Source organism: Pseudomonas sp. H1_A03, assembly GCF_054685145.1.
The window spans coordinates 5,878,246-5,904,491 of sequence record NZ_CP162829.1; the positions used below are offsets into that span (position 1 = coordinate 5,878,246).

At 54.8% G+C, this 26,246-nt stretch carries 22 protein-coding genes and 3 pseudogenes; 19 read left to right on the forward strand and 6 right to left on the reverse strand.

The features are described from left to right. Nucleotides 1-2: 2 nt before the first annotated feature. From rloB to AB4O35_RS27155, 5 genes and pseudogenes are all read left to right on the forward strand, one after another. Nucleotides 3-1,535: an osmotic stress tolerance membrane protein RloB gene (gene rloB / locus AB4O35_RS27135; RefSeq protein ID WP_049711983.1), complete on the forward strand. Its 1,533-nt coding sequence runs from the start codon at nucleotides 3-5 to the stop codon at nucleotides 1,533-1,535. Next, a complete protein-coding gene (locus AB4O35_RS27140) occupies nucleotides 1,535-2,521 on the forward strand; it encodes an alpha-L-glutamate ligase-like protein (protein WP_065873906.1) in 987 nt (328 codons plus the stop codon). Before rloB ends, AB4O35_RS27140 begins: the two co-directional genes overlap by 1 nt. Nucleotides 2,522-2,610: 89 nt before the next feature. After that, nucleotides 2,611-3,954 (forward strand): aminodeoxychorismate synthase component I, encoded by a 1,344-nt coding sequence (pabB, locus tag AB4O35_RS27145; RefSeq protein WP_065946247.1) that lies wholly within the window; start codon nucleotides 2,611-2,613, stop codon nucleotides 3,952-3,954. Nucleotides 3,955-4,182: 228 nt separating this feature from the next. Next, nucleotides 4,183-4,485, forward strand: a complete 303-nt coding sequence (locus tag AB4O35_RS27150) for a type II toxin-antitoxin system HigB family toxin (protein WP_065946248.1) — start codon at nucleotides 4,183-4,185, stop codon at nucleotides 4,483-4,485. Continuing rightward, nucleotides 4,485-4,832: pseudogene (locus AB4O35_RS27155) on the forward strand (helix-turn-helix domain-containing protein); the annotation flags it as partial. The gene AB4O35_RS27150 and the pseudogene AB4O35_RS27155, both read left to right, overlap by 1 nt. Nucleotides 4,833-5,015: 183 nt before the next feature. On the opposite strand, the gene thrH reads toward AB4O35_RS27155, so the two are convergent. Then, complete coding sequence (gene thrH, locus AB4O35_RS27160; protein WP_049711978.1) at nucleotides 5,016-5,633, reverse strand: bifunctional phosphoserine phosphatase/homoserine phosphotransferase ThrH; 618 nt, start codon at nucleotides 5,631-5,633, stop codon at nucleotides 5,016-5,018. A gap of 153 nt (nucleotides 5,634-5,786) precedes the next feature. On the opposite strand from thrH, the gene AB4O35_RS27165 reads away from it, so the two are divergent. The 3 genes from AB4O35_RS27165 to AB4O35_RS27175 all read left to right on the forward strand — a co-directional run bounded on the left by AB4O35_RS27165 (nucleotide 5,787) and on the right by AB4O35_RS27175 (nucleotide 9,259). Next, nucleotides 5,787-6,521 (forward strand): phosphoadenylyl-sulfate reductase, encoded by a 735-nt coding sequence (locus AB4O35_RS27165; protein ID WP_065873909.1) that lies wholly within the window; start codon nucleotides 5,787-5,789, stop codon nucleotides 6,519-6,521. Nucleotides 6,522-6,990: 469 nt separating this feature from the next. After that, a complete protein-coding gene (locus AB4O35_RS27170; RefSeq protein ID WP_065873910.1) occupies nucleotides 6,991-8,517 on the forward strand; it encodes an NCS1 family nucleobase:cation symporter-1 in 1,527 nt (508 codons plus the stop codon). A gap of 13 nt (nucleotides 8,518-8,530) precedes the next feature. Next, nucleotides 8,531-9,259, forward strand: coding sequence for an aspartate/glutamate racemase family protein (locus AB4O35_RS27175; RefSeq protein ID WP_065873911.1), 729 nt, complete (start codon nucleotides 8,531-8,533; stop codon nucleotides 9,257-9,259). Nucleotides 9,260-9,363: 104 nt separating this feature from the next. Here the strand turns inward: AB4O35_RS27175 and AB4O35_RS27180 are convergent. Beyond that, nucleotides 9,364-10,288: pseudogene (locus tag AB4O35_RS27180) on the reverse strand (LysR family transcriptional regulator). Nucleotides 10,289-10,413: 125 nt separating this feature from the next. On the opposite strand from AB4O35_RS27180, the gene AB4O35_RS27185 reads away from it, so the two are divergent. Beyond that, nucleotides 10,414-11,160: a 3-oxoacyl-ACP reductase family protein gene (locus AB4O35_RS27185; RefSeq protein ID WP_065946250.1), complete on the forward strand. Its 747-nt coding sequence runs from the start codon at nucleotides 10,414-10,416 to the stop codon at nucleotides 11,158-11,160. Between the two features lie 149 nt (nucleotides 11,161-11,309). Here AB4O35_RS27185 and AB4O35_RS27190 read toward each other — a convergent pair whose 3' ends face one another. Then, nucleotides 11,310-11,999, reverse strand: a complete 690-nt coding sequence (locus tag AB4O35_RS27190) for an HAD-IA family hydrolase (RefSeq protein ID WP_065873914.1) — start codon at nucleotides 11,997-11,999, stop codon at nucleotides 11,310-11,312. 108 nt (nucleotides 12,000-12,107) lie between these two features. Here AB4O35_RS27190 and AB4O35_RS27195 point away from each other — a divergent pair, with 108 nt between their 5' ends. Both AB4O35_RS27195 and AB4O35_RS27200 read left to right on the forward strand, forming a co-directional pair. Beyond that, a complete protein-coding gene (locus AB4O35_RS27195; RefSeq protein WP_065873915.1) occupies nucleotides 12,108-12,473 on the forward strand; it encodes a DUF2784 domain-containing protein in 366 nt (121 codons plus the stop codon). Nucleotides 12,474-12,527: 54 nt separating this feature from the next. Further along, nucleotides 12,528-13,106, forward strand: a complete 579-nt coding sequence (locus AB4O35_RS27200; RefSeq protein WP_065873916.1) for a DUF4337 domain-containing protein — start codon at nucleotides 12,528-12,530, stop codon at nucleotides 13,104-13,106. 281 nt (nucleotides 13,107-13,387) lie between these two features. Here AB4O35_RS27200 and AB4O35_RS27205 read toward each other — a convergent pair whose 3' ends face one another. Next, a complete protein-coding gene (locus AB4O35_RS27205) occupies nucleotides 13,388-13,756 on the reverse strand; it encodes a hypothetical protein (RefSeq protein ID WP_065873917.1) in 369 nt (122 codons plus the stop codon). 156 nt (nucleotides 13,757-13,912) lie between these two features. On the opposite strand from AB4O35_RS27205, the gene AB4O35_RS27210 reads away from it, so the two are divergent. The 3 genes from AB4O35_RS27210 to AB4O35_RS27220 all read left to right on the forward strand — a co-directional run bounded on the left by AB4O35_RS27210 (nucleotide 13,913) and on the right by AB4O35_RS27220 (nucleotide 16,162). After that, nucleotides 13,913-14,545 carry a hypothetical protein gene (locus AB4O35_RS27210; RefSeq protein ID WP_065946251.1) on the forward strand — a complete coding sequence of 211 codons (633 nt, stop codon included), beginning with the start codon at nucleotides 13,913-13,915 and terminating at the stop codon, nucleotides 14,543-14,545. A 40-nt stretch (nucleotides 14,546-14,585) separates the two neighbouring features. After that, a complete protein-coding gene (locus AB4O35_RS27215; protein ID WP_065881298.1) occupies nucleotides 14,586-15,626 on the forward strand; it encodes a DMT family transporter in 1,041 nt (346 codons plus the stop codon). 200 nt (nucleotides 15,627-15,826) lie between these two features. Continuing rightward, the gene (locus AB4O35_RS27220; RefSeq protein WP_065881300.1) at nucleotides 15,827-16,162 is read left to right on the forward strand and encodes a hypothetical protein; all 336 of its coding nucleotides are present in this window, start codon (nucleotides 15,827-15,829) and stop codon (nucleotides 16,160-16,162) included. An 89-nt stretch (nucleotides 16,163-16,251) separates the two neighbouring features. Here the strand turns inward: AB4O35_RS27220 and AB4O35_RS27225 are convergent, their stop codons facing one another. Next, the gene (locus AB4O35_RS27225; RefSeq protein WP_225930709.1) at nucleotides 16,252-17,316 is read right to left on the reverse strand and encodes a 2,3-butanediol dehydrogenase; all 1,065 of its coding nucleotides are present in this window, start codon (nucleotides 17,314-17,316) and stop codon (nucleotides 16,252-16,254) included. A gap of 1,868 nt (nucleotides 17,317-19,184) precedes the next feature. Between AB4O35_RS27225 and AB4O35_RS27230 the strand changes: the two genes are divergently transcribed. From AB4O35_RS27230 to AB4O35_RS27245, 4 genes are all read left to right on the forward strand, one after another. Further along, nucleotides 19,185-20,810, forward strand: coding sequence for a hypothetical protein (locus tag AB4O35_RS27230; RefSeq protein ID WP_460149392.1), 1,626 nt, complete (start codon nucleotides 19,185-19,187; stop codon nucleotides 20,808-20,810). A gap of 671 nt (nucleotides 20,811-21,481) precedes the next feature. Beyond that, entirely contained in the window at nucleotides 21,482-22,540 is a 1,059-nt protein-coding gene (locus AB4O35_RS27235) for a DNA cytosine methyltransferase (protein ID WP_460149393.1), read from the forward strand. A gap of 2 nt (nucleotides 22,541-22,542) precedes the next feature. Beyond that, entirely contained in the window at nucleotides 22,543-23,589 is a 1,047-nt protein-coding gene (locus AB4O35_RS27240) for a DUF262 domain-containing protein (protein ID WP_460149394.1), read from the forward strand. 11 nt (nucleotides 23,590-23,600) lie between these two features. Further along, nucleotides 23,601-24,263: an MAE_28990/MAE_18760 family HEPN-like nuclease gene (locus tag AB4O35_RS27245; protein ID WP_460149395.1), complete on the forward strand. Its 663-nt coding sequence runs from the start codon at nucleotides 23,601-23,603 to the stop codon at nucleotides 24,261-24,263. A 31-nt stretch (nucleotides 24,264-24,294) separates the two neighbouring features. Here the strand turns inward: AB4O35_RS27245 and AB4O35_RS27250 are convergent. Continuing rightward, a pseudogene (locus tag AB4O35_RS27250) lies at nucleotides 24,295-24,906 on the reverse strand (phage portal protein); the annotation flags it as partial. Here AB4O35_RS27250 and AB4O35_RS27255 point away from each other — a divergent pair. Beyond that, nucleotides 24,874-25,995, forward strand: a complete 1,122-nt coding sequence (locus AB4O35_RS27255; RefSeq protein WP_460149659.1) for a tyrosine-type recombinase/integrase — start codon at nucleotides 24,874-24,876, stop codon at nucleotides 25,993-25,995. The pseudogene AB4O35_RS27250 and the gene AB4O35_RS27255 sit on opposite strands and share 33 nt — an antisense overlap. Nucleotides 25,996-26,246 lie beyond the last annotated feature (251 nt).

Here is a 26,246-nt window from a genome sequence, read left to right on the forward strand (position 1 = left end):
GAATGCGCTCTCTGACCCTGCACCTGAAAATCCTGATCGCCATCCTGGTGGTGCTGGGTATTTCGGTCACCGCCTATCAGATCTTCGTGCTGGGGATCCCCGTTACCGAGGACGCCACCGACGACTTGTGGAACATCGACGCCAAGGTCGAGTTCGTCGCCAACCCGAAAGATCCCGTGAAAATCCAGATGTTCGTGCCGCCCTTGAGCCGCGACTTCGTCAGCCTCAACGAGAGTTTCATCTCGAATAATTACGGCGTGAGCGTCAACCGCACCGACGGCAACCGCAAGGTCACCTGGTCGGCACGCCGCGCCAAGGGTAACCAGACCCTGTATTACCGCCTGGTCCTGACCAAGCGCTACAGCGGCGAAAAGGTCAAGGTCAAGGGCCCCACCTTCCGCGACAGCATTGCCGTCGAAGGCCCGGAGAAAATCGCCGCCGAAGCCCTGCTTGCGCCGATCCGCCAGCACTCGGCCGACGTCGAGACCTTTATTACTGAAGCCATCAAGCGCACCAACAACCTCAACGACGACAACGTGAAACTGCTGCTCGCGGGCGATCCGTCGACGCCGCACAAAGCCAAGATCGTCGAATTGCTGCTGTCCATTGCCCACGTGCCGGTGGAAAAAGTCCACACCATCCGCCTGGTCGCCGACCAGCCGCAAAGCCCGGAACTGTGGCTGCGCAGCTTCAACGGCAATGACTGGTTGTACTTCAACCCGGAGACCGGCGAACAAGGCCTGCCCGCCGACCGCCTGCTGTGGTGGACAGGCGATGAAAACCTGATCACTGTCGATGGCGGCAAGAAGGCCATGGTGACCTTCAGCCTGAACAACAGCGAAATGAACGCGATTCGCCTGGCCAAGCTGACCGACGAGAACACCGACGCCAACTTCCTCGAGTACTCGCTCTACGGCCTGCCGCTGCAAACCCAGCAGACCTTCATGATCATGGTGATGATCCCGATTGGCGTGTTGGTGATTTTGATCCTGCGCAACCTGATCGGCCTGCAGACCTTGGGCACATTCACCCCGGTGCTGATCGCCCTGGCGTTCCGCGAGACGCAGCTGGGCTTCGGGATTGTGCTGTTTACGATCATCACGGCGCTGGGCTTGTCGCTCAGGTCGTACCTGGAACACTTGAAGCTGCAGATGCTGCCGAGGTTGTCGGTGGTGTTGACCTTTGTGGTGGTGCTGATCGCGGCCATCAGCCTGTTCAGCCACAAACTGGGGCTGGAGCGCGGGCTGTCGGTGGCGCTGTTCCCGATGGTGATTTTGACCATGACCATCGAACGCCTGTCCATCACTTGGGAAGAGCGCGGCGCCAACCATGCGCTGAAAGTGGCGATTGGTACGCTGTTCGCCGCATCCCTGGCACACCTGATCATGAGCGTGCCGGAACTGATCTACTTTGTGTTCACCTTCCCGGCGATCCTGCTGATTTTGGTGGGCTTCATGCTGGCCATGGGTCGGTATCGCGGCTACCGCTTGACCGAGCTGGTGCGATTCAAGGCCTTCTTGAAGGCTGATCAGTAATGTTCGGATTCTGGAAGACCTGGAAAGCGCTGGAAGCGCGGGGGATCATGGGCATCAACCGGCGGAATGCCGACTACGTGCTCAAGTACAACAAGCGCAGCCTGTACCCGATTGTGGATGACAAGATCATCACCAAGGAACGCGCGCTGGCGGCCGGCATCCATGTGCCGGAAATGTACGGGGTGATCTCCACCGAGAAGGAAATCGACAAGCTCGACGAGATCCTCAAAGGGCGCAGCGACTTCGTGATCAAGCCGGCCCAGGGCGCCGGCGGCGACGGCATCCTGGTGGTGGCGGACCGCTTTGAAGGGCGCTATCGCACGGTGTCCGGCAAGATCATCAGCCATGAAGAAATCGAACATCAGATTTCCAGCATCCTCACCGGCCTGTATTCGTTGGGCGGCCACCGTGATCGTGCGCTGATCGAATACCGCGTGGTGCCCGACCAGATCTTCAAGAGCATCAGCTATGAAGGTGTGCCGGACATTCGCATCATCGTATTGATGGGTTACCCGGTGATGGCCATGCTGCGCTTGCCGACCCGCCAATCGGGCGGCAAGGCCAACCTGCACCAGGGCGCCATCGGTGTGGGGGTGGACTTGGCCACGGGCCTTACCCTGCGCGGCACCTGGCTGAACAACATCATCACCAAACACCCAGACACCACCAATGCGGTGGATGGCGTGCAACTGCCCAACTGGGACGGTTTCATGAAGCTCGCAGCCGGCTGCTATGAGCTGTGCGGGCTGGGTTACATCGGCGTGGACATGGTACTGGACCAGGAGAAAGGCCCGCTGATCCTGGAACTGAATGCGCGACCGGGGCTGAATATCCAGATCGCCAACGACTGTGGTTTGACCCTGCGCACCCATGCGGTGGAGGCGCGGCTGGAAGAACTGAAGGCAGCCGGCGTGACAGAAACTCCTGAGGAGCGGGTTAAGTTTGCGCAGGAGATGTTTGGGCATATTCCGCCTGTAGAAGGCTGAGCGCTCCCACATTTAGACTGCGCTCTAGGATCAAACCCTTCGTGGGGACTACAATCCCCTCCCCCACGCCAACAGCTGATCCACCCCGCATGTCGACCTGTTCCGTACACCCGCTGCCCTACCGGGCCAACCCCGCCGAGTATTTCGCGGTCATTCGCCACGGGCCTGGTGCCGTACTGCTGGACAGTGGCCGGCCAGCGGCTGAACGCGGGCGGTATGACCTTCTCAGCGCTTGGCCGCAAGCGACGTTGACGGTGTCGCCTGATGAAAGCGGTGGCGATTTCCTGCAACGGTTGCGGGAAAATCTCACGCAGCTGGGTGAGGCGGATTTGCCTGTCGAGTATGAGCTGCCATTTGCCGGAGGCCTGATCGGCTACCTGAGCTATGACTTTGGTCGGCACCTTGAGCAGATGCCGCACCTTGCAACAGACGACCTGCACCTGCCGGATGCGCGCTTTGGGCTGTATGCCTGGGCGCTGGTCAGCGATCACCACACGCAGACCAGCCAGTTGGTGTTTCATCCGGCACTGGCCGATAGCGAGCAGCAACGTTTGATTGCGCTATTCAGCACTGGCGCTATCGACTCGCCCGCGTCCTTCAAACTTCACGGCCCCATGGCCCCGGACCTCACCGCCGAGGCTTACCGTCAGGCCATCGTGCGCATCCAGGATTACATTCAGGCCGGCGACTGCTACCAGGTCAACTTCGCCCAGCGTTTCCGTGCACCGTGCATGGGCGATCCATGGGTCGCCTACTGCGCCCTGCGAGAAGCCTGCCCGACGCCGTTCTCCGGGTTCCAGAGCCTGCCGGACGACGGCGCGGTACTGAGCCTGTCGCCCGAGCGCTTCGTGCATATCAGCAAGCGTCGCGTCGAAACCCGCCCCATCAAAGGCACCCGCCCCCGTGGCCTGACGCCCGAAGAAGACGCCGCCAACGCCGCCGAACTGCTGGCCAGCCCCAAGGACCGCGCCGAAAACCTGATGATCGTCGACCTGCTGCGCAACGACCTCGGCCGTACCTGCCGCACCGGCTCGGTGAGCGTGCCGGAGCTGTTCAGCCTGGAAAGCTACCCCAACGTCCACCATCTGGTGAGCAGCGTTATCGGCGAGTTGGCCGACGACAAAGACGCTCTCGACCTGATCGCGGGCAGCTTTCCCGGCGGCTCGATCACCGGCGCACCGAAGATCCGTGCGATGCAGATCATCGACGAGCTGGAGCCTACTCGACGCGGACTGTACTGCGGTTCTTTGGTGTATCTGGATGTTAGGGGGGAGATGGACAGTTCCATCGCCATCCGTAGCTTACTGGTCAAGGAGGGTCAGGTCTGCTGCTGGGGCGGCGGCGGGATCGTGGCGGATTCGCAGTGGGAGGCGGAATATCAGGAGTCGCTGACGAAGGTGCGGGTGTTGTTACGCACTTTGGAAGGCCTGTAATAACCAAGCCCCTCCAGGTTTCGGGTGCAGCGCTGGTCGGCAGGAAAAAGCCTGAATCAGAACGTCTATGGACGGAGTTTGCGCTGGTAGATAGCGTCCAGCCCCGACCGTCCACTGGCCGTCTGTGAGGGATCACATGAAACGACTGCTTACTCGTCAGAAATTATTTCCGAGATTGCATCTCAAACTAACCGCACCTATCATCTCCCAAATTGGGAGGTTTCAGCGATGCGGATTATCGCTCTCTCCACCCTACGCATATTTTGGGAAAGCCACTGCGCCTATTCCGACGCAAAAACACCCCTGGTCGAGCTGTATCGCCATATGGAGAAAGCAACGTACCCAACGCCGCAAGCGCTCAAAGCAGAGCTTAGAACAGCAAGCATTCTTAAAAGTGGCAGGGTTGTCTTCAACGTCGGTGACAACAAGTACCGAGTAATCATGGCGATCGATTATCAGCGACAGCTTGGGTTCATACGCTTCGTAGGAACTCACGCGCAGTACGATCAGATCAACGCGGAGACCGTGTGATGAACATCAAACCGATTCATTCCCAAGAGGATCTAACTGCAGCCCTCGCTCGTGTGGAGCAAATATGGGGAGCGGAAGTCGGCTCACCCGAAGGTGACGAGCTGGAAGTCCTCGCAATACTCATCGAAAAATATGAGGCCGAACATTATCCAATGCCCCCTTCGGACCCGGTGGAGGCGATCAAATTTCGCATGGAGCAACTGGGCATGACCGCCCGCGATCTGGAACCCTTTATCGGCACCAGTGGGCGGGTGTCAGAGGTGTTGAACCACAAGCGCAAGCTCAGCTTGTCGATGATCAAGCGCTTGCACGAGGGGTTGCGCATTCCTTATGAGAGCTTGCTGGCCTCATCGCGGCATAAGTATCCACACATCTTGAGGGAGCCCTCTGCTACGCAATTTCACATTGAAAATGTGTAGATACCTATGCCCATCGCGGGCAAGCCCGGCTCCCACATTTGATCGGGTTCACATCATTCAAATGTGGGAGCTGGCTTGCCTGCGAAGAGGCCATCAGCCGCGCTGAAGGACCTACAGGCTCAACTGCCGATTCGAGGCCTTGATGAACTCTTTCTTCAAGTCCTCAAACGTATGGACCGCCGGAAACTGCGGGAACTCGCGAATCACGTTCTCCGGCGCATGGAACAAGATCCCACGGTCGGCCTCGCCCAGCATGGTGGTGTCGTTGTAGGAATCGCCGGCGGCGATCACGCGGTAGTACAGGCTCTTGAAGGCCAATACCGACTGGCGCTTGGGGTCTTTCTGGCGCAGTTGATAGCTCACCACGCGGTCGGTTTCGTCGGTGATGAGGCGGTGGCAGAGCAGGGTCGGGAAACCCAGTTGGCGCATCAGCGGCTGGGAGAACTCGTAGAAGGTGTCTGACAGGATCACCACCTGGAAGCGCTCGCGCAGCCAGTTGACGAACTCGATAGCGCCGTCCAGCGGCTTGAGGGTGGCGATCACTTCCTGGATGTCGGCGAGCTTGAGCCCGTGTTCGTCGAGGATGCGCAGGCGTTGCTTCATCAGCACGTCGTAGTCGGGAATGTCCCGCGTGGTGGCCCGCAGGGATTCAATACCGGTTTTTTCGGCGAAGGCGATCCAGATTTCCGGAACCAGTACCCCTTCCAGGTCAAGGCAGGCAATTTCCACAAGACACTCCCATTTAGATGTTGTTGATTGAGCGGGCAAAAGGACTGCCGAACTCTAGCGACTCACGCTCGCCGCCGCAACGCAGGGCGGATTTTGATACCATCGCTCCCCTATAGAGCGCTCAGCGCCACTGACCTGTAGGAAACCGTCCTGATGAACCAAGCCTTCGACGTCGTTGAACTCGCCACGACTTACGCCAACAAGTCTGCGCAGGACATTCTCAAGCTGGCGTTCAGCCAGTTCGGTGATGACCTGTGGATCTCCTTCAGCGGCGCCGAGGACGTGGTGCTGGTAGACATGGCCTGGAAGCTGAACAAGAACGTCAAGGTGTTCAGCCTCGACACCGGCCGCCTGCACCCGGAGACCTACCGGTTTATCGAGCAGGTGCGCGACTTCTACAAGATCGACATCGAGTTGATTTCACCGGACCAGAGCAAGCTGGAGCCCTTCGTTAAAGAGAAGGGCCTGTTCAGCTTTTACAAGGACGGCCATGGCGAATGCTGCGGCGTGCGCAAGATCGAGCCGCTGCGTCGCAAACTCTCCGGCGTAAATGCCTGGGCCACCGGCCAGCGCCGCGACCAGAGCCCGGGTACACGGAGCCAGGTGGCGGCACTGGAAATCGACACGGCGTTCTCTACGCCGGAGCGCACCTTGTACAAGTTCAACCCGCTGGCGCAAATGACCAGTGAGGAGGTTTGGGGTTACATCCGCATGCTGGAGCTGCCGTATAACAGCTTGCATGAGCGTGGTTTCATCAGCATTGGCTGCGAACCTTGCACGCGTCCGGTGTTGCCGAACCAGCATGAACGCGAGGGGCGTTGGTGGTGGGAAGAGGCTACGCAGAAGGAATGTGGGTTGCATGCGGGGAATATCATCAGTAAGGCTTGATGCCTGGCGCGATATGAAAATGTGGGAGCGGGCTTGCTCGCGAATGCAGTGTATCAGTCACTTATTCGGTGAATGACACACTGCATTCGCGAGCAAGCCCGCTCCCACATTTGTTTTGTTTTGACCCCTAAAATGTACACAAAGATGTAACCATCGGTGCCATATATGTGTGCGATCCTCCTTGATCCGCACCATAACGTAACACCTCTACTCGCCCTCTTTTTCCCATCGCGATCCGTCGCTTTCCCACAGAAAAATAAATAGCTGTTCAAACGGTCAATTTATATCGCTTTTAATTCAGCTAGTTATTTAAAAATTCTACAAAAAGGAAATTATCCGCCGTTTTCATAGATCGAAAACTGGCACGCATGTGGCTTAAGGTGAAATACGCTTTGTATACAATAAACACAAAACCTACATACACTTTGCCATCCGCGGCCCGACTGCTGATGTGCTGGAGCCTGCCGGAATGCGTACTAGCCTCTCGAATAACATCGCACTGGATCCGCCCTCCTCCCTGAACCCCGAGGCCACACGGCCGGGCCCGCTGGTACTCAGCCCGCGCCTGCATAACAAGGACCTGGCGCCCACCAAGGTCGAAGGCCGGCGTTGGGGGCGCTACAGCATCTTTGCGTTATGGACCAACGACGTACACAACATCGCCAACTATTCGTTCGCCATTGGCTTGTATGCATTGGGCCTGGGCGGCTGGCAGATCTTGTTGTCCCTCGGCATCGGTGCGGCGCTGGTGTACTTCTTCATGAACTTGTCGGGCTATATGGGGCAGAAGACCGGCGTACCGTTTCCAGTGATCAGCCGCATCAGTTTCGGCATTCATGGCGCACAGATTCCGGCGTTGATCCGCGCGGTGATTGCGATTGCCTGGTTTGGTATCCAGACCTACCTGGCCTCGGTGGTTTTCCGCGTATTGCTGACGGCGATTCATCCAGGCTTTGCCGACTATGACCACAACTCTATCCTCGGTCTGTCCTCCCTCGGCTGGGCGTGTTTTGTGGCGATCTGGCTGGTGCAGCTGGTGATCCTGGCCTACGGCATGGAAATGGTGCGCCGCTATGAAGGCTTCGCCGGGCCGGTGATTCTGCTGACGGTGGCTTCACTGGCCGGTTGGATGTATTTCCAAACTGGCGGCAACATCGCCTGGTCGATCCGTGAACCGCTGAGCGGTGGCGAGATGTGGCGCAATATCTTTGCCGGCGGCGCGCTGTGGCTGTCGATCTACGGCACGTTGATTCTCAACTTCTGCGACTTCGCCCGCTCCTCGCCATGCCGCAAGACCATCCAGGTCGGCAACTTCTGGGGCCTGCCGGTGAATATCCTGGTGTTCGCCGCAATCACGGTGCTGCTGTGCGGCGGGCAATTCCAGCTCAATGGCCGGGTGATCGAAAGCCCGACCGAGATCATCGCAGCCATCCCTGATACCGTGCTTCTGGTACTGGGTTGCCTGGCGTTCCTGATCGTCACCGTGGCGGTGAACATCATGGCCAACTTTGTCGCGCCCGCCTTTGTGCTGAGCAACCTGGCGCCCAAGTACCTGAACTTCCGTCGCGCCGGGTTGATCAGCGCCACCGTGGCCGTATTGATCCTGCCGTGGAACCTCTACAACAGCCCGCTGGTGATCGTGTATTTCCTGTCTGGCTTGGGCGCACTGCTGGGGCCGTTGTACGGGGTGATCATGGTCGATTACTGGTTGATCCGTAAAAGCCAGGTGGACGTGCCGCAGTTGTATAGCGAAGACCCCCGTGGTGTTTATTACTACAGCCGCGGGGTCAATTTACGTGCGGTGGCGGCGTTTGTTCCTGCGGCAGTGATCGCCATTCTCCTGGCCCTGCTGCCCGGTTTCGCCAGCGTCTCACCGTTTTCCTGGATGTTTGGCGCCGGTATTGCAGCGCTGCTGTATGGGCTGATCGCCAAGCGCCAGCCGTTCTACGCCGATGTCAGCGGCGAAAGCATTGCAGTCGATAACGTCAGTCACTAATCAAGGACATTCCATGCGTATCCTCGTGGTCAACGTCAACACCACCGAATCCATCACTGAAACCATCGCCCAGCAGGCACGAGCCGTGGCCGCGCCGGGCACCGAGATTGTCGGGCTCACGCCCTACTTCGGCGCGGAGTCGGTAGAGGGCAATTTTGAAAGCTACCTGGCGGCCATCGCGGTGATGGACCGGGTGATGGCCTACGACCAGCCGTTCGACGCGGTGATCCAGGCCGGCTACGGCGAACACGGCCGCGAAGGTTTGCAGGAGTTGCTCAACGTGCCGGTGGTGGACATCACCGAAGCCGCCGCCAGCACCGCGATGTTCCTGGGCCACGCCTATTCGGTGGTCACCACGCTGGACCGCACTGTGCCGCTGATCGAAGACCGCCTGAAACTCGCCGGCCTGTACCAGCGTTGCGCCTCGGTGCGGGCCAGTGGAATGGCGGTGCTGGAGCTGGAAGAAGACCCGTTGGCGGCGATGGAGGCTATCGTGCGTCAGGCCGAACTGGCCATCCGCGAGGACAAGGCTGAGGTGATCTGCCTGGGGTGTGGCGGCATGGCCGGGCTGGATGAGCAGATTCGCCAGCGCACCGGGGTGCCGGTGGTGGATGGCGTGACTGCAGCGGTGACCATTGCTGAGTCCTTGGTACGGTTGGGGTTGTCGACGTCGAAGATCAGGACGTATGCGACGCCGCGGCCGAAGAAGGTCATTGGCTGGCCGGGCCAGTTCGGCCGGTAGACCGAGGTGTGGCCATCGCAGGCAAGCCAGCTCCCACAGGGGAATGCATTTCAAGGTGGGAGCTGGCTTGCCTGCGATGGCCGCGACGCGGTGTGTGAGTGCAATCAAATGGCACTGAATCGCTGGCTCAGTTGCTGCTCGGCGAACTGCTCAATGATGAAGTCCACAAACGCCCGGGTCTTGCCGGGCAGCAGTTTGTGTTCGGCGTAGTAAATGGAGATGTTGCCGTCGTCGACATACCAGTCGGGCAATACTCGCACCACGGCGCCACTGTCGAGGAACGGCACAGCCATCGGCATACTCACCAAGGCAATGCCCAGGCCCTGGGCGCTGGCGCAGCAGGCGGCTTCGGAGTCACTCATGGTCATCCTTGGCTTGAGCACCAACGGGCGTTGCTCTCTTTCACTGCTGGTCAACTGCCAGGAGCGGATGCGACCGGTTTGTGGTGAGCGGATCAGGATTCCCGTGCAACGTGCCAAGTCTTCAGGCGTGTCTACCGGCGGTCGTTGCGACAGGTAATCCGGTGAGGCCACCAACACTCGGTGCGCGGGCGTGAGCTTACGGGCCACGACGCCCTGGGGCAGCTCAAAGCCACCGCCGATGGCCGCGTCAAAGCCTTGTCCGATCAGGTCAACCTGGCGGTTATCGAAATGCCAGTCCGGGCTGATGTCCGGAAAGCGCCGCATGAACGCTCCCAGCAGCGGCACCACATAGCGATTACCGAACACCGGGCCCATGCTGACCTTGAGCGTGCCCACCGGCCGGCCTTCGGCGCTGGCCAGGTTGGCCACGGCGTTCTGGATGGTGGGTGAGGCTACCGCTGACTTCTTCGAGAAACAGTTTGCCGGCCTCGGTCAGGGTCAAGCGTCGGGTGCTGCGCTGGAACAGACGCACACCGAGACGCGCTTCCAGCTTGGCAACGCTTTTACCTACCGCTGCAGGGGTCAGGCTCAGGTGCCGCGCCGCCTCTGCAAAGCTGCCCCCTTCGGCGCTGCGCACAAAGCATTCGATACTGCCAAAGCTTTCCATTCCATCCACTCTAAACTTTTGGTTTACACAGACTATAGCAATCACGGTCTACCGACAGTGACGGGTGAGGTCGATACTCGGTTCCAACAACAAGGCATCCCGCCTTGAACAGCTAGGAGATCGACATGACCACACAAGACCTCAGCGGTAAAGTCGCCTTGATTCAAGGCGGTTCCCGCGGCATCGGCGCCGCCATCGTCAAGCGCCTCGCCGCACAGGGTGCAGCGGTTGCCTTTACCTACGTCAGCTCGGCCGCCAAGGCCGAAGCATTGCAGAACAGCGTGATCAGCGAAGGCGGCAAAGCCCTGGCGATTCATGCCGACAGCGCCGATGCCGACGCGATCCGCAACGCCGTCAACGCCACTGTCGAAGCCTTCGGGAGCCTGGATATCCTGGTGAACAACGCCGGCGTGCTGGCCATCGCGCCGCTGGAAGACTTCAAGCTGGAAGATTTTGACCAGACCTTGGCCATCAACGTACGCAGTGTGTTTATCGCGACCCAGGAAGCCGCCAAGCACATGGGTGAAGGTGGCCGGGTGATCAACATTGGCAGCACCAATGCCGAGCGCATGCCATTTGGCGGGGGTGGCCCGTATGCAATGAGCAAGGCGGCGCTGGTCGGTTTGACCAAAGGGTTGGCGCGAGACCTGGGGCCTCGTGGGATTACCATCAATAACGTGCAGCCTGGGCCGGTGGATACTGATATGAACCCGGCGAACAGTGATTTTGCCGAGAGCTTGATTGGGTTGATGGCGGTGGGCAGGTATGGGCATGTCGAGGAGATTGCCAGCTTTGTGGCCTACCTCGCAGGGCCGGAGGCTGGGTACATCACCGGTGCAAGCTTGACTATCGATGGTGGCTTCAGCGCCTAGATTGTTGGAACACTGCAAACCAAATGTGGGAGCGGCGGTGCGACGATTCGACTTGCTCGCGAAAGCAGGGTGCCAGTCACTGGATACATCGACTGGTACACCGCTATCGCAGGCAAGCCAGCTCCCACATTTTTTTGACCGCGTTTTGGTCAGGGGAGCGGCGGCAGGCCGTAGGCGGCCAGGTCGAAATCCGCGAGCTTGCGAATGATCTGGTCGGCGTGGTGGTACTTGCTGTCGGCCATGGCTTCATCCGGCACGGCGATGGCAGTCATGTGGGCAGCCTTCGCGGCGGTCACGCCGAAGGGCGAATCTTCGAATACCAGGCAATCCTCGGGCGCGACGCCCAGGCGGCGGGCGGCGGTGAGGAAAATGTCCGGCGCAGGTTTGGCCGCGCCGACTTCCGGGTCGTCAGCGGTGACGATGGTGTCGAACAGGCCAAACCACTCGCGGTGCAACGTGGTTTTGTGGCCGAACGAATTGCGCGACGAACTGGTGCCCACAGCGATCGGGATATTGTGTGCCTTCAAATGCCGCACCAATGCTTCGGCGCCGGGCATGCCCAAGGCCTTGGGGAAGCGCTCGCTCATCAGCGGTTCACGGATCTCGAGAAACTCGGCCGGTGTGATCGGCAAATCCAGCGCCTTGACCACGTAGTCGGCCAAATCCTGAGCGCCACGCCCGATGATGTGCTGCTTGATGCTCCAGTCGTAGGTACGGCCGTAGCGTTCGGCGATGATCTGCGTGACTTCGGTGTAGATGCCTTCAGTGTCCAGCAACAACCCGTCCATATCGAAAATCACGGCCTTGATCGGACCGACTGCGCTACGCGGTGCATTCATCACTACAGAACCCTGGAGGAAGGACTAAAAGGATTCAGCACAATAACGGCCACGCTTGTCAGCTAGCAACCCTTTAGACTATCCACCTCCCCTTTCGAAGTGTCCGCGATGCTCTACCGCCTAGCCGCCGACAGCCTGGTGCTGTTTCACCTGTGCTTTATCCTCTTTGTTCTGTTCGGAGGCCTGCTCGCGCTTAAGTGGCGTAGTGTGATGTGGTTGCACTTGCCCGCTGCTGCATGGGGCGTGGCCGTCGAGGTGTTTCACCTGCCTTGCCCATTAACCCGTTGGGAAAACCTGTTTCGTCATCTCGCCGGGCAGGACGGTTATGGCGGTGGGTTCATCGAGCATTACATCCTCACACTCATCTACCCCGCCGGGCTGACCCCACAGATCCAGTTGGGGCTGGGCGCGCTGGTGCTGATGATCAATATCGCGGTGTATGCGCGGTTGATCCGGCGTTACGTACAGGCTTGAGACAGCTTCGCTGGTGAAGAATCAGACGCCCTCATTCCCTTCACAGACGCCGCCATGTCCGAAGCCTTCGAAGTCCCCAGCCCCCACGAAAAACACATCGAACACACCACCGAACATGCCCACGGCCGCGGGGACAATTTCGCCAGTCGCATCGCCGTGATGACCGCCCTCATGGCCACCCTTGGCGCCATGCTCAGCTACCAGGCCGGCTCCACCGAAAGCGAAGCGGCGATGGACAAAAACAACGCCGCCATCTTCAAGACCGAAGCCGCCAACCAGTGGAATTACTACCAGGCCAAATCCAGCCGACAAAACCTCGCTGAACTCGCCACGCACATTCCAGGTGTGGACGCCGTGCATTACAAGGAAGAGATCGAGCGCTACAAGGGCCAGAAGGAAGACGTGCGCAAGCAGGCCGAAAAGCTTGAAGCCACGTCAAAGGAATGGGATGAGAAGTCAGAGCAGGCGCTGCACCAGCATCATCGCTGGGCCCAGGCGATGACTGCGATTCAGATCGCGATTTCGTTGGCGGCGATTACCTTGTTGACGCGTAAGGAATGGCTCAAACGCCTGTCGTATACGGCCGGTGGCGTAGCCGTGGTGCTGGGCAGCCTGGCGTGGCTGCATATCTGACATAGCGCAGGCCAAAGGTAGGCGCTGGCTTGCCTGCGATGACCATAGGTATTGATGGTGCGTAGCAGCTGTCGAGCCCCAGCGAGGCTGCGTTTGCGGCCTGTCTGACACACCGCTGACGCAGCCTCGCCGGGGCTCGACAGCTGCTACGCCGGGGATGGCTAAAGATGTGTAGATACCTATGTTGCGATGACGGACCATCACTCAACATCATAGTTGACTGTCACACCGTAATCGCAGTCTGGCCAGCTACCAGATCTACTGCCTTGCGCAGGGCTGAATCAGGCCCGATTCGCCGCACTGCTGTGGTGGAAGTACAAGTAAGCCAGCCCAACCGGCGCAATGAAAATAGCCATGCTCCAGCAGATCGCCATGGTGAACACCTTGACGGTCAGCATCAGAATCGCATTCACGAAGAACACGTTGTTGCCAAAGATGTAATCCATGATGCTTTCGTAAACGAAGCGTGCGTAGGGGTAAAGCACGCTGTTGACCACGCAATAAAACAGAGCCCCCATTGTGAACACTCCGGTTTTCGAGTGGGTAAGCGCGGTATAGATCAGCACGGGAAAAATCAGCCCGAACAGAAAATTGCGAATGTAGTACTGGGCAGAAAGCCCGCCGAATGTCTTGCGAAGCACCGGATGCATTTAGATCCCTCTGAATGGCGTGTTGGAAAGGCGGCGACCTTAACAAGTCTTAGAATTCATGACCAGCATTTGTAAGCCCTTTGCCATCACACCGCGATAGAGTAAAACCTCAAACAAATCCGTCCCGTTTATCCATCTATCTACAAGGAAGTACTCATGCGGATGCTGTTTTTATCACTCTGCTGTTTGTTGATCACCGCCTGTGCAAGCAACCCGGCGACACTGTTTGAAGAGCAAGTCAAAAACAGCACCACGCCGTTAGCGCAAACGCCCGCCGACGCCATGCATAACACCCATGCGGTGCCCATGCCGGTCGACCCAGGCTGGCGGCCGCCCCAGTGGAAAATCACCGCCGCCGAGCCGCGCATCCTGATCAACGGGATACCCTCGAACTATCGATTGTTCAGCGTTGCCTTAACCAAAGACACACCCTTCCATATCGACGTTAACTCCTGGTGCGTCAATGCGTGCCTGGGGTTCAGCAAATACGCCCTGAACCCTTATTTGATCCTGATGGACGACCAGGGCAATGTGCAGGCGGAAGGCTTTGGCAATGCGACCGGCATAGTGGGAGTCATCAGCCAGGTGTTGAAGGGCACGGTGAAAAACAGCGGCACTTACTACCTGATTGTCGCGGCGGATAACCGGGCGCCGGGAGAAACCATTGTTATCGACAACGTGCTGCTGATGGGTGCGGCGGCGAGCCCGATAGCACCGTTGCGGATTGGGATGGGCAGCTATCCGTTTGGGTCGGTGGGGCCGTTATTGAACACGCAAGGGACACCCTGAACGAGCGGCGTACCATGGGCCTGACTTTCGGAGACGCCCCATGAACCTCAGCATTGTTTACGCACTTGCGGCAGCTGCCCTTTTCGGCGCCAGCACCCCACTCGCCAAAAGCCTCGGCCTGGGCCTCTCTCCCATCCTGCTCGCAGGGTTGCTATACCTCGGCAGCGGCCTAGGACTCGCCGCCTTGCGCCTTATCCGTGATCGCGGCTGGAAACCTTCCGGGCTGACGTCCTCGGAGTGGCCCTGGTTGCTGGGTGCCATTGGGTTTGGCGGCATCCTCGGGCCGGTTGCGTTGATGTTTGGCCTGACACGCACTGCCGGAGCGACCGCCTCCTTGATGCTCAACCTTGAATCGGTGCTGACCGCCGTTATCGCCTGGCTCGTGTTCAGGGAAAACGCGGATCGACGTATCGTCCTGGGGATGATCGCCATTGTGTTGGGCGGCGTGGTGTTGTCATGGTCCGACGGCGGCGGCACGGACCACGATTGGACGGGGCCGTTTGCGGTTGCCGTTGCGTGCCTGTGCTGGGGGATTGATAACAACCTGACGCGCAAGGTGTCCGCGTCTGACGCGCTATTTATCGCGGGCGCCAAAGGGTTGGTTGCTGGACTGGTGAACTGCAGCCTCGCGCTTTATCTGGGGGCACAGATTCCAGGTGCGGCGCAGCTCGCGCCTATCTTGCTGGTTGGGCTCCTGGGCTACGGCATCAGCCTGGTTATGTTTGTGCTGGCGCTACGCGGTCTGGGCAGTGCGCGTACGGGGGCTTATTTCTCCACGGCGCCGTTCCTGGGTGCAGTGATTGCGTTGCTGGTGTTGGGTGAGTCGGTGTCGGCGGCATTCTGGATTGCGTCGGCGCTGATGGCCGTTGGCGTGTGGCTGCACCTGACGGAGCGGCACTCGCACGATCATCAGCATGAGGCCACGGAACATGGGCATCGGCATGTGCATGATGAGCACCATCAGCATGAACATGGGTTTGAGTGGGATCCCACGATGCCGCATAGCCATGTACATGTGCACACTCCGATGAAGCACAGCCATGCGCACTTTCCGGATGTGCATCATCGGCATAGGCATTAAGGTTTGGGTTTGTCACGGAGGCCGTAAGTCGAGCGGGTGAAACGATGACTTTCACATTGTTCTCCTGACTGTTTTCCCGATGACAGGCAGGTATCGGAACATGAAATCTTCAGGCGATTGATTTCAATATGTTGCCCGAGCAATTAGAGTAGCGCCCCCTCGAGAATTGGATCTCGATATTTCGTCCATGGAGTTACACCGTGAAGTACGTCAGTAAAGCAGTTGCCGCAGCCGTTCTTGGTCTCGCCCTCGCAGGTTGCACCGGCACCGCCATCAAATCCCCGCAATACGACAGCAGCCAATACACCGTGCTGGGTCACAGCGAAGCCAGCGCCACTGGCATCATGCTGTTCGGCATCATCCCGATCGGCCAGAACAGCCGTTTCGTTCGCGCCCAGGATGCTGCCATCAAGGCAAAAGGCGGCGATGCGCTGATCAACACTCAGATCCAGGAAAAATGGTTTTGGGCGTGGGTGCTGAGCGGTTACACCACCAAGATTTCGGGTGATGTGGTCAAGCTGAAAACCGCACAGTAAAGCGGCACGCATAAAAAAACACCGGGCATTGCCCGGTGTTTTGGTTTTTTGAATGTGGATTTAATGCATTAGGCCGCCCATCACTCGTTTCAGACTCGAGCGGGTGACACGATGATTTTCACGTTGTGCTCCTTGTTGTTGACCAGTTCCTCGAAGCCCTGACCCACGATCTGTTCCAACTGAATGCGCCCAGTCACCAGCGGCGTGATGTCGAGCCGGCCATCCGCGATAAAAGCGATCACGTCAGCGAACTCACCGTTGTAGGCCAGTGCCCCCAGTACCTGCTTTTCCGTGGCCACCAACTCGAAAAAGTTGAACTCGCTGGGCTCCTCGAAAATCCCCACCAGTACGCATTTGCCGGCCTTGCGGATCAAATCGATCGCGAGCTTGGCCGTGTGTTTGTTACCGATGCATTCGAAACTGACATCCGCCCCGAGCCCACCCGTCAAGCGTCGTACCTCAGCCAGAACGTCGCATTGGTTGGGATCGAGCACATGCGTCGCCCCCACTTCCAGGGCCTTGGCCTTGCGCGCTGCGGACATTTCCAGAGCGATCACCTGAGCCGCACCCGCCGCCTTGGCACACATGATGGTACACAGGCCAATGGTGCCGGCACCGACCACCACCACGTGTTGCCCGAGCAGGCTTCCGGCTTTTTTCACCGCGTGCATGCCCACCGCCAGCGGCTCGATCAGTGCCCCTGCTTCAGCCGGAAAGTTCGCCGGCAACTTGTACAGCAGGTTGGCTGGCACATTGACCAGTTCGGCGAAGGCACCATTGTTCATCAACCCAGTGAACGCCAGGTTCTCGCAAATGTTGTACAGCCCGTGAGTGCAGTAGTAGCACGTGCCGCAATGTTGGCACGCATCGGCCGCCACCGGCTCGCCGACACTGAAGCCCTGCACGCCGTCACCGAGTTCGACGATCTCGCCACAAAACTCATGACCGAGAATGCACTGGCCCTTAATCCCGGTCAGCGGGTGCGGAGCGTCAACCGGTATGAACACCGGCCCCGCCACGTACTCATGCAAATCGGACCCGCAAATCCCGCACCATTGCACCCGGATCTGCACCCAACCAGCAGGCGGAGAAATCGGCAGCGGAACGTCCTCGACGCGAATATCGTTGCGGCCGTGCCAGACAGCGGCACGCATGCTGCGTTGCGGTTTGATCGAAAGGGTCATCGCGACATCTCCTTGAGACGGTGGGTCCTGGCGCCCCGCAACCGTCCGCCAGCAGGGCCTCAGTGCTGTTGAACAGCGGCCAAAACCAGTCGATTGAGCGGGACATCGGGCACTTCTTTTTATTATTGGTTGACCAGTCGGGCTGGGTGCTGGAGCTAGAGCAAGGCCGGTGCCAGGTCCGCAAAAACACCTGGACAACCCTTTTTTAGAGCGGCGGGATGGGTAATGAAGGATGGCGGGAGTCGGGTTCAGATGAGACGCTGCAGGTCAGGGCGCAAGAGGTAGCCACGAGAACGTGAGACGTTGCGTCTCAGCGCCAGGCCCGAGGAATGAAGCAAGTTGGGATCAATGAAGACGGCCACTCCAGCAGCCCGTGTTCCCATGGATATTCCCCAATGGGCTTTTTCGGCCCCCTGAAAACACAAAACCCCTGAAAACTTTTACGTTTTCAGGGGTCTTGTCGTTTCGAATTTGGCGGTGAAGGAGAGATTCGAAAGTACCCGCACCCTCGATTGCTCAACCGAGGCCCCGGTATACAAGGGCTCCAGCGGTGCCAATTGCGCAAAAGCATTCCCACGCCATTCCCACGAGCATCAGCATGCACCTCACTACGCGTGCGCATCACACGTATAGGGGGTTTGAATTCGAAATCTAGAGGGGGGCAAAAAAACAGTAACATAAGTAATCTTGACCATTTTTTACGCTCAAGCCATTGAAATTAAAGGGTTTTTCATTTCGACCAAAAGGTAATTTTTAAGTAATATTTAAGTAATCTGATTACTCTTTATAAATGTAATTCTTATGCTTATAAAAATCCTTTAAAAACAATAGGTTGGCAAATAATTACCTTTTCAATTACTTCTCTGTTACTCCTTTTGGTAATACCGAGCGCCACGGAATACGCGGCCTCCAGCCCATTACCCAGACGTGGTTACTGAAATTACTCTTTTTGAAATACCCCCGCCCACCTGCACAGCAACGCCTCCAGACCCTTCGGACAAGCCTCTTCTGACCCATTCCTGATAAACTGCCAACCCTTCGCATTATCCGTCCCAGATCCAAATGCCCTCCGACCTAGCTCGACCGTGATCTCTCTCGCGCCGCTTCTCCGTCGCCCCCATGATGGATTGGAACTACTAAAGCAAAGAGCCTTTAAAACAAAGGCCTACAGATACCCCCGCGTCAGCTCGTACCATTTGTGTACCATTGGGCTCCTTTCGACCCATACCTCCGCTCTGACTAGCCGCCTACGCATCAGGCAGATAACGGCCAAAAGCAGACCTTCCTTAAAACTTCAAATAGGTTTACAAACCAGATACCTTCACAAGTTTAGGCAAGACGGCATGACACTTTCCAAAGGCAGTATCATAAAGCTGATCACTATTGACCGAGCAGCGGTTGTACTCACGGACTGGTTGAACTCTCGTGAGGCGGCTCCTGGAGATATCGCCGTGGTGGAAAGGATTTCAATGGGGGAAGCTGGAGGTACCGTTCTCTTGTTGTGCGAGCCAGAAGTAGGATTCCTTGAGTGGAGAGCGTCATATTTTGAGGCTGGGTTGACCTATGAGGTAATTAATAGCATTCCCACTGACGTCGCATCTTGAATGTCTGTTCAGGGCCGATTTTTAGGCTATGGTAGCTTTCAGGATTTTAAACAAACATATGCACCTAAAAATCTGCAGACATTTAACAAATAAAACACAGCTTGCCTAGATCAAACTTTAAAAACCCCTTACTAACTCAAAATTTACAACCAGCATCAATACAATCATAACTCACATCAGCACCACAAATATACCAACTATGGAATCGCCAATAAGGTCTGGAGAGAGCACGAAATGGCAAATTACACGGAAACTGTAAAAAACAAAGCAAGACACTCAGTTATCAGCAACGCAGTAGAAGCATTAACAAAAAACCGAACCAACTCAACATTGGCGCGACGCTCCTACGTCCGAGATGTAAAGCAGCATATCCTTAATGAGGATAATTCTTATGACTCCATTGTCGCCACAAAATTATCGACATCGACGATTGAAAGATGGGAATCATTTTATGACTCAATAACACAATCTAGAAAACCAGAAAATCTCAAGGTTGCATATTTATCAGGACCTAACCCAGAAAACGACTTGAGGGTATTTTGTAGTCTCGGACTTCTTCCAGAAAACATCTGGGCATTTGAGTCTGAAAACTCCACATACAGCGAAGCTGTTATTTCTGCACTAGACTCAGAATTTCCCTTCATTAAAATAATTAATGGAGGACTTGACGCTTTCGTCGAAGCCTCACCCCAGCGCTTTGACATAATATACTTAGATTTCTGTGGCCCTTTACCAAGCAGGGGAAAAAAACAAAAAACACTGACAGCCTTAACAAGAGTTCTTGCAAAGCACTCACTAAATTCACCTGGAGTTTTGATTACGAATTTTTCGCTGCCAACTGAAGCTCAGGACCCAGTTGGTAGAGTCTTGCTCGCTAAGCTAGTTGCATGCTACTTGTATCCAAAAAGCTTTATAGAAAGCGAAGACAGCGAAAATGATTTCACTGAAGGGCCTATCGCTCAAAGCCTCGACCCTAATGAATGGCATCAAGTTGTATCGGAAAATCTTGACTATTACTATGGGCAGTTTGTTACGCGCCTGCTAATAGATCACGCGAGTTTAATCTCCCCTTACAACAGGTTTCCTCAGCACAACTCTTTGTTCAGTAAATTTTTTGATATTCGGGATATAGTTTCTCTCAAAAAATCGCTAGAAAGTCTTTTCCATTTTGACAAGGATGATGGCGGTGGTGATGTAATCGTCGACCCTGACATGTATCCACTTCTTTGGACGCTCGCCGCGCTTGATAAAAGCTTAAATAATAAAGATTCAAATTACCCGCAGTTTATTTTCCAAGATGAAGAGTTCTCAAACTATTCTGATCAGTTTCTCGCCCAGCTCGACATTAAAGGAAGCAAGAAAGAGCTAGTTGACAGCCTTAAGCTTCTCTCGTACTTATTATCCGAAGGTCAAGAGCAAAGTAAATATTTATCAGAACAATTTAAAAGCATGTACGACTCACACAAAATTTTCGACTACCATCAATTTTGCGACCTCGTACTATCCCACCAATCAATAGAAGCGCTCTTTAGGCAAGTTGCAACACCCTATCATGTAAATATTGAGAAAACACTTAGATGGTCATATAAAGCAAAAGACACTCCTATGTTTATGGACATGCTGGTGCTAGATGAATGCCGATACCTATACGATTGGATGCCTACTGTAGATATGTTTTCTAAAGCCACAAAGGACATTGAACGTCAGCTAGCATATCGTTTTGCGCTCGATGCAGTCGCAAAACATCGTCGTTGGTACAATCCAGAGTATTTTTTTGGTACTGCTGTCGTTGATCAGTTTACGGATGGCTTTAGAGCAAAGACGTTGCCCCCACGTAAACTCATCGAAGGTAGTGATTAACTTATTGCTGTGCACTTCAGCCAATCTATAACCCCCCACAAAAATCTGCCCTTGTTAACAGCTTCCCGAGGCACCTCTCAGATTCGCTAGGCGATGCCACATTCAGTAGGCACTGAAAACGTGCCTACCTTCGCAGGGTTCCGCAGGCTTATACCGGCCCAGGAACGCGCCAGAGCGCCCAGACCGGCGCCGTTCTGAGTAGGTTGCAGGGGTGCAGGAAAAGCGACCCATTTAACCCGCAGGCGAGGTGGGGGGACGACGGCGCGCGCCAAGTGTGAAGCACGTCACACGCCCGAAGTTCGCTCTTTTTTGGTGCGGGAAATTTAAGCCTTAGAAACCTCCAGTGCCCTACCTAAGGCAACCACAATCTCAATCCCTTCCCTCTCAACTGCCTTACGCCGTCAAAAGGTCACCATTCAGATGGAATAAATCTGGGTTCCCTACAACGTAAATTGGTATCCTTTTGCCTCCTCTGAGCTACGCAACACTCCGCTTTAGCGTCTGAGTCGCAGGCAAAGCCTGAGGGATTTTCGGGAAGGACAGAGGTTAGAGCGCGATAACTAACCCACGTGGGGTAGGAGGACGCATGAGAGCCGAATATGGAAAAATTATTCTGTTAGCCAACCTGTGCGAAAAACGCCCCCTATTTTGAAACAAGTGAGTATTTTTTCTTGAAAGTAAGAAGCACTATCAACATCGCTGATTTATTTTGCGGCATGGGCGGTTTGACCATTGGAGCTATCGAAGCAACTCAAGAAATCAATAGTGCTCTAAAGATCAGCTTCGCATGCGACATAGACAAAGAAGCATCCTCTTTTTATATTAAGAATTTTTCTCAGAATATCGGAAGCTTTCATGCGGGAGACATCTCAGATGTACTCAGCGACAACTTTATTAGCGAACCTACAAAGCTGGAAAAAAAGCTAGTCGCCAAAAATAAGAACATTGATTTCTTGTTTGCCGGCCCACCCTGCCAGGGGCACTCAAATCTAAACAATCACAGTCGCAGAAATGACCCTAGAAATTACCTATACCTCAAAACCATTAGATTTATTCAGATCACCAAACCACAATATTTTCTAATTGAAAACGTACCAGCCGTAGTCCACGCCCAAGAAAGCATCGTAAAACAGTCTATGCGTCTACTTGAAGGGTTCGGTTACTCTACCAAGGAAGTAATCATTGACTTCATGCGTCTTGGAATTCCGCAAAGTAGAAAACGCCACGTGATATTTGGAAGTCTTAATAAAGATTTAGACCGCATCATAACCGGAATATACACAGATCAAAAAAACACACTCGCGGATGTACTTGGCGACATAATGGACGCACCAGCAACGGATATATTCAACACACCATCCAAAATGACAAAAGAAAACATCGAGAGAGCTAAATATCTCTTTGATACAAACAACTACGACTTGCCTAACTCGCTTAGACCCCCATGTCATCAAGGAGTGCACTCTTACAAATCCATGTATGGCCGCCTAAGCTGGGATAGCGTTGCTCAAACTATTACGAGTGGTTTCGGCTCAATGGGACAAGGAAGATATCTTCACCCGTTGAGGCAGAGAGTCATTACTCCGCATGAGGCGGCGAGAATTCAGGGACTACCTGACTGGCTAGATTACTCCGGTATTAAATTAAGAAGTAGCCTGCAAAAAATGATAGGAAACGCAGTGCCTCCCGCGCTATCTAAACGATTTATTTTAAGTACTTTAGGACGATAACAATGGACCTATTTGACTCCACAGCAATAAGCTTAGAAATGGTCGACGACCAAATCTCAAGCTTTCAGTCGACAATAGCCTACGACACAAAGGAATATGTCGTTGAAGTTATCGTAAAGAGGTTCAATGAAAAAAAATTATTTGTCCCTCCATACCAACGAAATTTTACTTGGCCCGATCAGAAAAAATCAAAATTCATTGAATCGGTGCTTATGGGACTTCCCATTCCCTTTATGTTTGGGGTCCAGTGCGAAGATGGCACAGTAGAAATACTTGATGGAGCCCAGAGAATCCAGACACTAAAGCAATTTTGCGACAATGATCATCATCTGAAAAACTTAGAGCGTCTTGACTTATTAGAGGGCTATTGCTTTAAGGATTTACCCTCAGCCCAACAAAATAAGTTTTTGGACCGCCCTATGAGAATGGTAGTACTTCCGTCCTCAGTAAGTCTAAGCGTGCGGCTCGACATGTTCGAAAGAATAAATACAGGCAGCCAGGAATTGAAAGCGTCTGAAATTCGGCGCGGCGCTTACTCAGGAAAATTCTCGACTTTCCTAGAGAGATGCGCAGCTGACGACGACTTCAACAGGCTATGCCCGATGTCTGAAAACTCCAAGTCACGTCGAGAAAGAGAAGAACTTGTCGTCAGATATTTTGCGTACAGTGAGAAATACCAAGAATTCAAACATAGCGTGAAGGGTTTTCTAAATGACTACCTGATCGAAATGAACAAGCGCGACTATAATGAAGAAGATTTATGGGACAACTTTAAACGTATGCTGACATACGTGGAAAACTCATTTGAAGGCGGTTTTGCCAAAACACGATCTGCAACATCGACTCCTCGGGTTCGCTTCGAAGCACTAGCTATTGGCTCAAATCTAGCGCTCATGGTGAATCCAATGCTTAAATATATTGATGGCGAAACATTAACAGAAGACAAAGAATTTCAAAAGCTTACAACTTCGCACGGAAGCAACTCAGGGCCGAGACTTCGCGCCCGGATAGATTTCGTTAAGAATTTCTTACTGAGCGCTGGTGCATAATGAAACACTTCATGGAAGAATACAACAAACGAAAACTAGAAATTGAATCCTACCTTAAACTCGTCTCATTCATTAGTGGTGACAACGTCCTCATAAGTAACGATGATGATGAAACACACAAAATAACACCACTTGAGTCAACGACTTTAAAGGCATCATTTTACTTAGTTCTTTACAATATAGTCGAAGCAACTGTCCGCGAAGGGATAAGGAGTATTTATAACAAAATAGCTGACGACGGCCTTTCCTTCTTAGATCTGAATGAGAGACTACAAGAAATTTGGTGGCACGCTCACCAAGAGTCAATTTCAGCGACTCCTAGAGATACTCTAATTAGAAAAGTTTATGAGGTATACTGTTTATGCCGAACAGAAACCAGCCCAGCATTCCAAGACTTTATAGCAGGTATTTCTGGAAACTTAGATGCAGAGGGTGTCAGATCCGTATGCAGGAAATATGGAATTGAGACCATAGCTGATGGTCGAGATCTAAAAAAGGTCAAAGACAACAGAAACTGGTTAGCCCATGGAAACAAGTCTTTTTCCGAGGTTGGAAAAGACTCTACTCCTTCTGAGCTAAAGGAAGCCATGACCAAAGTTCTTTCGTTTTTAGACGAGTACGTCAACAACGTGACAGATTATTTAGAAAATGAAAAATATGCACTCGCCATGTAAAATTCTGACAGTAGAATCTATTACTCACCTGTTACGCCTCAGATGTTAGATCATACTTTTTAAACTTGATTATTTCTTCCCCTGCCCACTCATTTAGTTGTTGCATCCGTGACTGGATGGGCTCAATTTCATTTGCTACAAAAATTTGTGCCGCCTCCTTGATAGATCCAAAGCCCCCTGCGTTCTGCGGCACGATGCCCATCAACTGCGGTGGAATGCGCAAGCTCGCCAGCACATCGTCACGGGCCTGGTTTTTGATCGAGTTGAATTCATCTTTGGCTGCGACCTCACTGACAGGGATCAGCTGAATTCCGTCCTTCTTGCCGGTGGGTGAATACACGAACAGGTTGCGAAAATTGCCAGGCCCCTTCGAGTCCTTGAGCGCCTTGCGCAAAGCGTCAATATCGCTCTCCGTCTGCGCAGCATCGGTCATGTAGAGAATGAAACCGGCATGACTGCCGTTCTCGTAGTACTTGCGGCGGAATAACGTCGCAGACTCGTTGAGTAAAGCCGACTGCAAGGCACTGATCCACTCCGGCAACCCATAAATCTCCTGGTGCAGATCCGCTTCCCGCAGGTGAAAAATGCAGCCCGGCTCAAACTGGTGTTCATCCTTCCAGCCTTGCACCTGGTAATAACGCCCTTCCTGGCCGGTAACACACCGGCCAACCGGGAGCATGCAAAGCGCCTGGTGACGGTGATCGAATACGAGATCCAGGCCGGCACCTTCGATTACCGCCGGCATTTTCCAGAGTCGACCAAGTTGGCCGAGAACAGCTTCGGGCATTACCTGGACCTGTGGCTGACCATCAAGAGTAATAGCGTGGCGGCGACCTCTTTCCGTGGGTACAAGAACAAGGCCGAGGTCCACGTGCGGCCGCGCTGGGGTGGCATTCAGATTGATCAGATTGATCACCTGGACCTGCAAGAGTGGATTCAGGGACCGCTGTCGAAGCGGCTGAAGAACAAGACCATCCGCGACATCATCAGCAACGTACGTCAGGTGTTCCGGCTATACCGCACCCGTAAGAAGGTCGCCCACGATCCAACCGAAGGGTTATTTGTGCGTCTGCCCGATCCAGAGTCGCCAGACCCGTTCACTAGGGCGGAAATCAAGCAGATCCTCGACACACCCACCAGCCGCACCCAGGAGTTGCTGATGGTGCAATTCATGATTTGGGCAGGACCACGGGTGTCGGAGACCATTGCGCTGGCGTGGGAAGATGTGGATCTGGAACAGGGGACGGTGACTTTCCGGCGTTCCAAGGTACGCGGTGCATACCGAGTGACGAAACCCCGGCGCTCTACGCGCAAGGTGCGTCTTTTGGAGCCAGCTTGGGATGCCCTGCGCAAGCTGGACGCCATCAACCAGCTCAAGACTGTGGACACGGTCGACGTCGTAGAGCGGGACAACAAGACCATCCGCAAGCACAAGCTGCACTTCGTCTTCCTGAACACCAAAAGCGGCCTTCCGCACGTCAGCGACTTTGTCGTGAGGGACAGGTTCTTCAAAGCACACTTGAAAGCAGCCGGCGTTCGCTATCGCGGTCCTGGCCAATGCCGCCATACCTACGCCAGCCAACTACTGACAACCGGCGTAGCATCCGTCGACTGGATCGCCGAGCAAATGGGGCATACCAGCGCGAACATGATTCGCCAGCATTACGGGACGTGGATAAATGAGGATGGTCCGGATGTTGTGGGGATGCTGCAATTGGCATTGAAACTCTAGCAAGACAGCAGACGCTGCGAAATAGCATCCAAAACTTCTGCGCAGCACTATTACGCAACGAACTACCTTGATTGATAAAAAAGGCCTTCACACTTGATTACTGCGTGAGGCCTTTTTCATTCAGGCTCGGCTAGCGCGCCCCAACGCTGCGATAGCGGCCTTATGGACTGATGATCCTGTGCTGGACGACTTCATCACCGTAATCAGATAAGCCTGTGCTGCCTCACCGCCAGCCTCGCCTAGTGCACTCA